8 protein-coding genes are annotated in these 9,047 nt (G+C 66.6%); 2 read left to right on the top strand and 6 right to left on the bottom strand.

What is annotated here, in order from left to right; all coding sequences use genetic code 11:
• Positions 1-166, top strand: a 166-nt coding sequence (locus tag ASD59_RS13945; protein WP_235561788.1) for a UDP-glucose/GDP-mannose dehydrogenase family protein, incomplete at its 5' end; no start/stop codon positions are given.
• Positions 167-169: 3 nt separating this feature from the next.
• On the opposite strand, the gene ASD59_RS14260 is transcribed toward ASD59_RS13945, so the two are convergent.
• Together ASD59_RS14260 and ASD59_RS09610 are read right to left on the bottom strand one after the other, a co-directional pair.
• Positions 170-337: a hypothetical protein gene (locus tag ASD59_RS14260; RefSeq protein ID WP_156376990.1), complete on the bottom strand. Its 168-nt coding sequence runs from the start codon at positions 335-337 to the stop codon at positions 170-172.
• A 148-nt stretch (positions 338-485) separates the two neighbouring features.
• Positions 486-1,160: an OmpA family protein gene (locus ASD59_RS09610; RefSeq protein WP_055831240.1), complete on the bottom strand. Its 675-nt coding sequence runs from the start codon at positions 1,158-1,160 to the stop codon at positions 486-488.
• 225 nt (positions 1,161-1,385) lie between these two features.
• Here ASD59_RS09610 and ASD59_RS09605 point away from each other — a divergent pair, with 225 nt between their 5' ends.
• Entirely contained in the window at positions 1,386-2,297 is a 912-nt protein-coding gene (locus ASD59_RS09605) for an isopenicillin N synthase family dioxygenase (RefSeq protein ID WP_055831301.1), read from the top strand.
• Positions 2,298-2,328: 31 nt separating this feature from the next.
• On the opposite strand, the gene ASD59_RS09600 is transcribed toward ASD59_RS09605, so the two are convergent.
• The 4 genes from ASD59_RS09600 to mtgA form a co-directional block, all read right to left on the bottom strand.
• The gene (locus tag ASD59_RS09600; protein ID WP_055831238.1) at positions 2,329-4,161 is read right to left on the bottom strand and encodes a ubiquitin-activating E1 FCCH domain-containing protein; all 1,833 of its coding nucleotides are present in this window, start codon (positions 4,159-4,161) and stop codon (positions 2,329-2,331) included.
• Positions 4,162-4,318: 157 nt separating this feature from the next.
• Entirely contained in the window at positions 4,319-6,199 is a 1,881-nt protein-coding gene (locus ASD59_RS09595; protein WP_055831236.1) for a TadE/TadG family type IV pilus assembly protein, read from the bottom strand.
• Positions 6,200-6,353: 154 nt separating this feature from the next.
• A complete protein-coding gene (locus ASD59_RS09590) occupies positions 6,354-8,219 on the bottom strand; it encodes a M2 family metallopeptidase (protein ID WP_055831234.1) in 1,866 nt (621 codons plus the stop codon).
• Positions 8,220-8,303: 84 nt separating this feature from the next.
• Positions 8,304-9,014 (bottom strand): monofunctional biosynthetic peptidoglycan transglycosylase, encoded by a 711-nt coding sequence (mtgA, locus tag ASD59_RS09585; protein WP_055831232.1) that lies wholly within the window; start codon positions 9,012-9,014, stop codon positions 8,304-8,306.
• Positions 9,015-9,047: the final 33 nt, after the last annotated feature.

Genomic DNA, 9,047 nt, shown 5'->3' with positions numbered 1-9,047 from the left:
CCATGCGGTCGTCATCCTGACCGAATGGGACCAGTTCCGCGCCCTCGACCTGGACCGGGTCAAGCTGCTGCTGCGCGAACCCGTCATGGTCGACCTGAGAAACGTCTACCGGCCCGAGGACATGCGCGCCCGCGGCTTCCGCTACGTCTCGATCGGACGGGCCTGACCGCTAGCGCAGGGCGACGCGGATGAGGGCGGGTTGTTCCGTCGCGGCCTCGTCCTGCGGCATCAGGGTGCGGCCGGCGCCGATGACCACGGTCGCCGTAAGCACCGCCGAAACCGCGGCGATGGCGGCCAGTTTCACGCCGTCGGCGAATTCCTGATGGTTCGGACGCAAGCGATTCCCCCGCAGCGAGTGCGGACCATATCCAGCATCTGACGCGCCCTGCCGCAAGTCACGGAACGGTGTGCGCTCGCAAAAAAAGGACGGAGCCGGGGCTCCGTCCTTTCCCTTGGCGCTACCCGCCTGTCGGCCGCTTGAGCGGCTAGCCGCGGAACGGGCGGATGAGGATCTCGACGCGGCGGTTCTGCGCCTTGCCTTCGGCGGTCGCGTTCGATGCGATCGGGGCGCTTTCGCCGCGACCGTCGACGTACAGCCGGTCGGCGAGGACGTTGCGGCTGACCAGGGCCTGGGCCACGGACGAGGCGCGCTGACGCGAGAGGTTCAGGTTGTAGTCGTCGGCCCCGTCGGAATCGGCATGGCCGACGATGTCGATGATCGACTGGTCGTAGCGGTTCAGGACGGCCGCCACGTCGTCCAGCGTCGCATTGAAGCGCGGGGTGATGCTGGACTGGTTGGAAGCAAAGGTGACGTCCGACGGCATGCGCAGGACCAGGTTGTCGCCCTGACGCGCGACGCCCACGCCCGAGCCGGACAGTTCGGCCTCGAGTTCGCGCTGCTGACGATCCATATAGGCGCCGACCGCCGCCCCGCCGAGCGCGCCGATGCCGGCGCCGATCAGGGCGTTCTTGCGGCCCTCCTCGGAGTTGGAGGTGTTGGTCAGATAGCCCAGCACCGCGCCGCCGAGGGCGCCGGCGATCGCGCCCGTGGCGGTGTTGTTGCGACGCGGGGTCGAGCTGTAGGGGTCCATGGTGGTGCAGGCGGCGCCGCCCAGCAGGATGGCGATGCTGGCGCCGGTGAGGAGAAGCTTGCTGCGCATGGAGGTTTTCCTTTGCCGTGAAATCGGTCTGTCGCCGAAACGTGGGCTTACGGTGGAGGTTCCGACCTGTACGGCATGTGAACGCCGCGCGCCGCGGCTTTGCCAAGGTCGCGGGTTAGGGCGTAAGGAACCGGAATACCGATCCTGCGAGGCCCTGCCGTGAGTGAGACCCTGACCCCCGAAGCCGCCCTGACCGCGGGCAAACGCGCCATCGAACCGGTGTCGATGAAGCTCTACGACGCCGACTTCCAGACGTTCGCGGACAAACTTGGGACGTCGTTCAAACGCTATGGCTTCGCCGTGATCGCCGATCATGGCCTGGACGAGGACGTGATCGGCGCCGCTGTCGCTGACACCAAGGCCTTCTTCGCGCTGCCGGAGGAGACCAAGCGCAAATATCACCAGCCGGGCACGGGCGGCGCGCGGGGGCTGACCCCCTTCGGCGTCGAGGCCGCCAAGGGCGCGGCCACGGTCGATCTGAAGGAATTCTGGCACGTCGGGCGCGAACTGCCTGAGGGCCACCCCTACCGGAAATACATGCGCGACAACGTGTGGCCGGCCGAGGTCGAGGGCTTCCGGACCCACGTCTACAGCATGTTCGAGGCGATGGACGTCCTGGGGGCGAAGATCCTGCGCGCCATCGCCCGCTATCTGAAGCTGGGCGACGACTTTTTCGAGGACAAGGTCGAGATGGGCAACAGCATCCTGCGGATGCTGCACTATCCGCCGGTCCCGGCGGGGGCGTCGGGCGTGCGGGCCGGGGCGCACGAGGACATCAATGTCATCACCCTGCTGCTGGGGGCCGAGGAGGCCGGCCTGCAGCTGAAGGACGCCGACGGCGAATGGCTGGACATCGCGCCGCCGCCCGGCGCCCTGGTGGTCAATATCGGCGACATGCTGCAGCGGCTGACCAACCACGTCCTGCCGTCGACCAGCCACAGGGTGATCAATCCTGCGCCCGAGCGGGCGAGCTTCGCCCGCTACTCCACGCCGTTCTTCCTGCATTTCAACCCGGACTTCGTGATCGAGACCCTGCCCGGCATGATCAGCCCGGACAATCCTGACCGTTATGCCGGCAAGGCGATCATGGCCGAGGATTTCCTGACCGAGCGGCTGAAGGAAATCCGGTTGATCTGATCGCGCGTCCCCCTGAAGGGGGCCGCCGGTCCTATTTCGATATTCTCAGACGTGTGATGTCGCGGCCGATGGCGGCGAAGGCGGCGGAGAGGTCGGATCCGCTGGACGGAAGATAGGCGTGCTGGGGGCTGCTGGCGCAGTCGGCCAGGAGGTCTGCGGCTTCGCCGCCGGCGGCGATCTGGAAGCCTACGGTATAGACGAGGATTCCCCGGGCCTTCATGGCGTCGCACAGCGCCGCGCCCTGATCGAAGGGGTCGCCGTTGGTCGAGTTCTGGTTGATCCTGTCGACGGTTCCGCCGGAACCGGAGCCGGCGTCCCGGGCGATGACGCCGGTGCTGTAGGGCGTGTTGAACTCGCCGTCGGTCATGATGACGACCGCCTTCAAGGTCTCCTCGGGCGCATAGGCGCTGGCGGGGCTGCCCGGCCACAGGCCGTTGAAGTTCGGCGAGACGGAATACCAGCCCCACGCCATGCCGATCTGGCCGGCCGTCGAGCCCGTGACGGACAGGCCGTTGATCAGGGATTTGAGGGTCGACTTGTTGCTGTTGAGCGGCAGGATGACGGCCGACGGGCAGGGGTTCCCCGAGGTGGCTGGATAGTTGCGCCCGACCCAGGTCGAGCCCCCCGGGGCGGCGTCGGTATAGGCCTGGGCGCCGGCGCGTTCGCTGACGCAGGTGCTGGTCTCGAGTGCGCGAAGCGTGCCGGACGGATTGGTGAAGACCCGCCACTGGCAGCCGTCCCGGCCGCACCAGCTCGACCCGCCGGAGGTATGGGCTCCCCATTCCGCGCCGTTGACGCCGATGGAATAGGTGTTGGTCGTCACATTGGCGACGAGATAGGGCCGGTTGTTGATCTGGGTCATGCCGTTGACCCCGGTGATGTAGACGCCCTCGCCGTTCTCCAAGCCATGGCCGGGGGCGGTCACCTGGACCGAGCAGTCCGGCAGCAGGCACTGACGCATCTGGCCGTCATCGTCATAACTGCCGTACCAGTTGGTGTTCACGGTCACCCAGGACCCGCCGTTCCAGGACTGCAGGAAGAATTTCGTGTCACTGATCCGCTGGACCCGATAGGCGCGGTTGTTCACCTGCTCCATGCCATCGACGTTCCGGATCCACACATAGTCGTTGGACTGGAGTCCGTGCGCAGTCGATGTCGTGACCACGCCCGGGCTGGCGCGGGTGATGCCGCTGATGTTCCTTGCCGACGACATCGCCCAGGCCGCATGCGAAATGGACCGGGCGCCGATGGGCGTCCCGCGGGCGCTGTTGGCGTAGGGGCCGACGTTCACTCCCATCGAGTAGGGCACGATGGCCATCCGCGTGTAGAAGGGCGTCTGGACGTCCTGAACCACGATATCGACCAGTTGGACGGCCGCCGCCTTGAGATCGATGATGCGCTGACCCGCCATGGAGCCGGTGATGTCGAGCACGAGGCCGACCTCGAGGTTCCTTGACGACCGGTCGACCTCGGAATGGGCTCCGACCGGCAGATAGTCGTCCATGAATTTGCCGTAGGGCGGAAGGAAGATGTTGGCGACGAGGGCCTTCACATCGACCTTGGAGACGGCGACCACCACATTCTCGTCGTTCAGGACGAAACTCGTATCGGCCTCGCGCAGGATGACATTGGGATAGGCCTGCAGGTTGGCGCGCAGCGACGTCAGGCCCACGCGCTGGAGGTCGGCGTTTTCGGTGTAGGGCGAACGGGCGGCGGCGAGGGCCGCGGCGTCCAGCGCGTCCTGCAGATTGACCCGCACGGTCGAGGCGCGGTGGATATCGACGCCGCCGGCCGTGATCAGGAGCAGCACCGGCAGGCTGAGCCCGAACAGCAGGGCGACATTGCCGCGGGCGTCGGACAGCAAGCCTCTGACAAGCTTCACGCCGTAACGGACACACGAGGCAACGGATGGTCTCATCGTGGGCGGTCCCGCCGGATCATCGGGCCCGAAGGCCCGCTTGCGAAGCTTCAGAATGGGCCGGCAGTCTTAACGCCGGATGATCGCCGGCGATCACGGTTCTCTATCGGGATATGCGCAACTGGGTGATGTCGCGGCCGATGGCCGAGAAGGCCTGGCGCAGGTCGGCGCCCGAGTTCGCCATGTAGACGTTGCCCGAGCTGGTCGCGCAATCGCTGATGAGGGCGCGGGCGCGCGCGTCGTCCACCACCTGGAAGCCCACGGTGTAGACGATCACGCCGGCGTTCTTCATGGCCGTGCACAGGGCCAGCGTCTGGTCGAAGGGATGGCCGTTGGGCGCATTGCAGTTGATGTGCAGGGCCGCCGAACCGGACCCGCTGGTCGAGTTGGCGGCGATGACGCCGTTGCAGTAGCCGCTGTTGTACTCGCCGTCGGTCATGATCACGACCGCCTTCAGGGTGTCGGCGGTGTTATAGGCCCCGCCCGCGGACGAGCCGAACAGGCCGCTGAAGTTGGGCGACACCGCATACCAGCCCCAGGCCACGCCGATGTGGCCGCCGGTCGAGCCGGAGGCGCTCAACAGATCGATGTCGGCCTTCACCGCCGCCCTGTTGCTGGACAAGGGCTTCAGCGTGTTCGCCAGGCAGGGATTGGACGTGGAGGGATAGTTCCGGCCCACGCGGGCGGTGGACGGCGCCGCGTCCGTATAGGCATTGCCCCCCGTCCGCTCGGTCACGCAGCTGCTGATCCGGTGGGTCACCAGATCGTCGTACACATTCTCGAAGGCGAAGTAGGTGCACCCCTGCTGGGCGCACCAGGACCTGCCGCCCGAGCTGTAGGGGGTCAGCGACGCCTCGTTCATGTCGATGGTGAAGCTGTTGGTCGTGGCGTTGCCGACCAGATAGGTCTGGTTGTTGATCTGCGTCATGCCGCCGACATCGGTGATGTAGACGTAGTTGTTGTTGACGAGTCCGTGATTGCTGGCGGTGATGGTGATGGAGCAGTCGTTGTTCTGGCACCTCTGAACCCGCCCGGTGGTCCCGGTGAGGTCATTGTAGTTGCGTCCGTCCACCGGATATCCGGTCAACCGATACAGCTGGAAGGTATTGTCGGTCTTGTTCTTGACGAGATAAGGCTTGTTGTTCAGCGAGGTCATCCCGCCGACGCCGGTAACCCACACCACATCGTTGTTGGAGAAGCCGTGGGCGGTCGAGGTCACGACCACCGGCGAGGCCTTGGTCGCGGCCGTGATGATCTGGGGCGTGCCGGCGAGATTGATGACCGCCCCCGTGATGTTGACCGAGCCGACGATCGAGCCCCGGGCGGCGGTGGCGTAGGTGTCGACGTTGACCGCCATCGAATAGGGGACGATGGCGACCTTGGAATACCAGGGCGTCTGTATGTCCTGCACCACGATGTCGACCAGGTCCTTGGCGGCGGCGCGCAGGTCGATGATCTTCTGGCCGGCCATCGAGCCGGTGGTGTCGAGCACCAGCGCCACCTCGATGTTGCGGGACGAGCGATCCACCTCGGAATGGGCCCCGACCGGCAGATAGTCGTCCATGAACTTGCCGTAGGGCGGAAGGAAGATGCTGGCGACCAGGGTCTTCACATCGACCTTGGAGGAGGCGACCACCACGTCGTCGCTGTTAAGAACGAACGAGGTGTCGGCATCGCGCAGGATGATGTTCGGATAGGCTTTCAGGTTGGCGCGCAGCGACGCCAGCCCGACCCGCTGGAGGTCGGCATTCTGGGTGTACGGCGAACGGGCGGCCGACAGGGTCGCTGCATCGAGCGCGTCCTGCAGATTCACCCGCACGGTCGAGGCCCTGTGGATGTCGACCCCGCCAACGGTCATCAGGATCAGAACCGGAACGCTGAGGGCGAAGAGCATGGCGACGTTGCCACGCGTATCGCCGGCCAAGCGCCGAGCGGAGGCCCGCAGACCCCGGCACAGGCCGTCAAACCAGGAGATCCGTCTCATCGCCTCATCCGCCCGTGGTTCAGCCGCGAAGCAATCCTTCCGCGCCTATCCGGGGGCAGATTGATTGCGCACGGTTAAGCGAAGGGCCCATACCAAGGGTTAATGCCGCGACTTCGTCACGGGGCGGCGGTGGCTTTCGGACGGCGCACCGCGCTCACGCCTCCCAGCCACAGTCCTTGCCGCGGTTCTGCACGGTCAGCCAGGCGTTCAGCGGGGCGAAATAGTCGGTGACGGCCGAGGCGTCGTTGCCGCTCTCGCCCGTGAAGGCTTGCATGGCTTCCGGCCACGGCCGCGACTGGCCCATTTCCATCATCCGCTCGAAGCGCTCGCCGACCTCCTTGTTGCCGTAGATGGAGCAGCGATGCAGCGGTCCCGTCCACCCGGCTTCCTTGCAGGCCGCGCGCTGGAACTGGAACTGGTAGATGTGGGCCAGGAAGTAGCGGGTGTAGGGCGTGTTGCCCGGGATATGGTATTTCGCGCCGGGGTCGAAGGCGTTGGCGGGACGCGGTCCAGGCGGGACCAGACCCTGGTATTTCAGCATATTGGCCGACCAGGCGTCGTTGTATTCCGCCGGGCTGGTCTCGCCGTTGAAGACGCCCCAGCGCCAGCGGTCGACCATCAGGCCGAACGGCAGGAAGGCGATCTTGTCGAGCGCCATCTTGAGCAGGAAGGGGATGTCCTCTTCCGCGCCCGGCACGGTCTGCAGCAGGCCGATCTGGTTCAGATAGGTGGGGGTGAGGGCCGAGAGGCCGACGAAGTCGCCGATGGCTTCGTGGAAGCCGTCGTTCGCCCCGTTCTTGAACAGGAAGGGCTGATCCTTGTAGGCGCGCTGATAGTAGTTGTGACCCAGCTCATGGTGGACGGTGTAGAAGTCGTCGCCGTTCACCTGGGTGCACATCTTGATGCGGATGTCGTCGGCATTGTCGAGGTCCCAGGCCGAGGCGTGGCAGACCACCTCGCGGTCGCGCGGGCGGGTGATCATCGACCGCTCCCAGAAGGTCTCCGGCAGCTCGGGCAGGCCCATGGAGACGTAGAAGCCCTCGCCGGTCTCGACCATCTTCCTCGCGTCATAGTTCGAGGCGACCAGGCGTTCGGTCAGGTCATAGCTGGAGGCGCCGCCTTCGGCCGGGGCGACGACGTCATAGATGTTGCCCCACTGCTGCGACCACATATTGCCCAGCAGGTCGGCGCGGATCGGGCCGCTGTCGGGCTGGACGGCGTCGCCGTATTTCGCGTTCAGCCGTCCGCGCACATAGCAGTGCAGGTTTTCGTAGAAGGGCTTGACCTGGGTCCACAGACGGTCGGTCTCGGCGGCGAAGGCGTCAGGCTCCATGTCGTAGCCGGCGCGCCACATGGCGCCGGTGTCGGCGAAGCCCAGTTCGCGGCTGCCTTCGTTGGCGATCTCGACCATGCGGGTGTAGTCGGCGGCCATGACCGGCGAGATGGTGCGCCAGCCTTCGTACAGGGCCCTGGTCTCGGCCGGATCGCGGCTCTCGGCCATCAGGGTGGTGGCGTCGTCGAGGGTGATCTGGCGGCCTTTGAACTCGAATTTGCCGGTCGCATAGGTCGAGTCCAGCCGCGTGGTGATCTCGGCCAGCTCGCCGGCCGCGCCGGGGCGGTTGGGCGCGGGCAGGACGATGCCGAGGCGCAGCAGGTTCAGCTTGCGGCGGACGTCGTCGGGGACCTGAACGTCGTTGAAGGCCGCCGCGCCGTTGGCAAGCTCGACCTGCAGCTCGGTGTATTCCGCGTTGATCTTGCTCTCCAGCCACATGGTGTCGTGGGTGATGTTGGTGGCGCGGGTCCACTGGATGCGAGCGGCTTCCTCGCTGAGGGCGGCGAGGCGGGTCTCGGCGTCGGCGACGAAAGCGGCGGCCGAGGCTGCTGTGACCGGAGGGGCCATAGCGGAGTCCGAAACCGCGCCCGCAGTGGCTCCAGACTCGCTCATGGCGTCAGTCGAGGCGCAGGCTCCTGCGGCCATGAGGGCGCAAACAGCGGCGGCAGTCATCAGGGTGCGTTTCATGGGGCTTCCTCCTCGCGCGGTTCTTCGCCCGCCTCGTTCGGCGGGCAGAGGAGGGGAGCCGAGCCGTGGCGTCAAGCGTCGCCGTCAGCCCAGGACGCACGACGCCAGACCATCATTGCGCACCGTGCCCATGGCGGCCTGGATGCGCGAGGTGCGCCGCCGCACATAGGGACCCGGGCTGGCCGCGTCGTAGCGGCGGGGGCTGGGCAGGATGGCGGCCAGGCGCGCGGCCTCGCGCGCGGTCAGGTCGGTCGACGACTTGCCGAACCAGTGGCGCGAGGCGGCCTCGGCGCCATAGACGCCCGGGGCCCATTCGGCGACGTTCAGATAGACCTCCATGATCCGCCGCTTGCCCCAGACGGCCTCGATGGCGACGGTGTAGCCGGCCTCCAGTCCCTTGCGTATCCAGTCGCGGCCCGGCCACAGGAAGGCGTTCTTGGCCGTTTGCTGGCTGATGGTCGAGCCGCCCCGGATGCGGCTGCTTCCGCGCTTTTCGGAGCGGGCGTTGGCCTTCAAGGCGGTCTCGATGGCCTTCATGTCGAAGCCGCGGTGGGCGCAGAAGGTCGCGTCCTCGGACGCGATCACGGCCTGGACGAGGCGCGGCGAGATGTGATCCAGCGAGCGCCAGCGGTAGTCCAGGCCCTCGCCCTCGATCAGGCGGGCCGTCATCAGGAAGGTGGGGGGCGGGGGCAGGAAGCGCTGCAGCACGATGCTGCCCGTCACCAGAAGGAGCAGGAGCAGGAACAGGGTCAGCAGCGGCCGGCCCTTCTTTCTGGTCTTGGTCAGCCCCGCCATGGGGGGATCGCAGCACGCCGGGCGGCGGCTTGG

The organism is Brevundimonas sp. Root608 (assembly GCF_001427825.1).
Taxonomy (GTDB): Bacteria; Pseudomonadota; Alphaproteobacteria; order Caulobacterales; family Caulobacteraceae; genus Brevundimonas.
This window is presented reverse-complemented; position numbering and strand designations above follow the sequence as displayed.

Bases quoted from the DNA above. Each gene is read 5' to 3' on its own strand.
- ASD59_RS09610 (WP_055831240.1), bottom strand. From the start codon at position 1,160: ATGCGCAGCAAGCTTCTCCTCACCGGCGCCAGCATCGCCATCCTGCTG.
- ASD59_RS09605 (WP_055831301.1), top strand. From the start codon at position 1,386: ATGAAGCTCTACGACGCCGACTTCCAGACGTTCGCGGACAAACTTGGG.
- ASD59_RS09595 (WP_055831236.1), bottom strand. From the start codon at position 6,199: ATGAGACGGATCTCCTGGTTTGACGGCCTGTGCCGGGGTCTGCGGGCC.
- ASD59_RS09590 (WP_055831234.1), bottom strand. From the start codon at position 8,219: ATGAAACGCACCCTGATGACTGCCGCCGCTGTTTGCGCCCTCATGGCC.
- mtgA (WP_055831232.1), bottom strand. From the start codon at position 9,014: ATGGCGGGGCTGACCAAGACCAGAAAGAAGGGCCGGCCGCTGCTGACC.